1 protein-coding gene is annotated in these 1380 nt (G+C 45.3%); it reads left to right on the forward strand.

Translation table 11 applies throughout. The features are described 5' to 3' along the window. Window positions 1–62 precede the first annotated feature (62 nt). Entirely contained in the window at window positions 63–1268 is a 1206-nt protein-coding gene (locus K333_RS0109810; protein ID WP_027452644.1) for an IS256 family transposase, read from the forward strand. Window positions 1269–1380 lie beyond the last annotated feature (112 nt).

The following is a 1380-nucleotide window of genomic DNA, read 5'->3' on the forward strand; positions in this document are numbered from 1 at the left end:
GAGAGTGTAAAGTAAACTGTGTCAGGCTACAATAAAAGTAGTAAGACATAGTTTATTTTATGATGGCAAACGAAGAAATTGATTACAAGTTGGCAGCCGAACAATTACGTACAGGCAAGCCATTGTTTGGTAAGGAAGGTGCTTTGGCGCCTATGTTGGAGCGTATTTTGAATGCAGCTCTTGAGGGTGAGATGGATGCTCACCTGAATGAAGAATCCCGTGAAAGCGGCAATCGTCGCAACGGAAAGATGTCCAAGACAGTTCAGACGCAATATGGTGAAGTGACTGTCGAGACGCCTCGTGACCGTGATGGCAGCTTTGATCCCCAGACAGTCCGCAAACGTGAGACGATTCTTGCTGAGGGTATGGCAGACCAGATTATTGGCATGTATGCTTTTGGTACAAGTACTAGGGAAATCAGCCGTTATTTTGAACGTGAGTTTGATACCAAGCTGTCTGCAGAGACTATAAGTGCAATAACAGACCGTGTATTGCCAGAGATAAAGGAATGGAAGAGCCGTACCTTAGATCCTGTTTATGCAATCTGCTGGCTTGATGCTATCCATTACAAAGTAAAGGACGATACTGGCCGTGCCGTCACCCGTGCCATCTACAATGTGCTGGGCATCAACAAAGAGGGGCACAAGGAACTGCTTGGTATGTACGTTGCCAAGAGCGAAGGAGCCAACTTCTGGCTTGATGTGCTTACAGACTTACAGAACCGTGGCGTAGAGGATATTATGATATGTTGTGTAGACGGGCTTAAAGGCTTTCCTGATGCCATCCAGAGCGTATTCCCCAATACAGCTGTCCAGCTCTGCATTGTGCATCAGATACGCAATTCTATCAAGTATGTGGGTAGCAAGCATCAGAAAGAGTTTATGAAGGACCTGAAACTCGTATATGGTGCTGTCAGCAGGGATGCTGCAGAGACTGAGCTTGACAACCTTGAAGCTAAATGGGGCGAGCAGTATCCTATAGTTATAAAGTCATGGCGTGACAACTGGGAGCGTCTGACAGAATTCTTCCAGTATACCAAGGAAATCCGGCGTCTTATATATACGACCAACACCGTCGAAGGCTACCACCGTCAGATACGCAAGGTCACTAAGAATAAAGGTGTATTCCCATCAGATACTGCCTTGGAGAAACTCGTTTATCTGGCCTACCGTAATATCAGTGAGAAGTGGACTATGCCCCTTGCGAACTGGGCACTAATATCTCAACAATTGGCTATAAAATTTGGTGATAGATTTGAAATTATGTAACTTTGCTGCCAGGAAGGCTCCTCATCTGGAAAACACGATTAGAAATCGTGTCCCCCATCTGAGGTTAATATAAAAAGGACAATAGCCTTGACACAGTTCAACTTACACTACC

It is taken from the genome of Segatella albensis DSM 11370 = JCM 12258 (genome assembly GCF_000426565.1).
Lineage (GTDB): Bacteria > Bacteroidota > Bacteroidia > Bacteroidales > Bacteroidaceae > Prevotella > Prevotella albensis.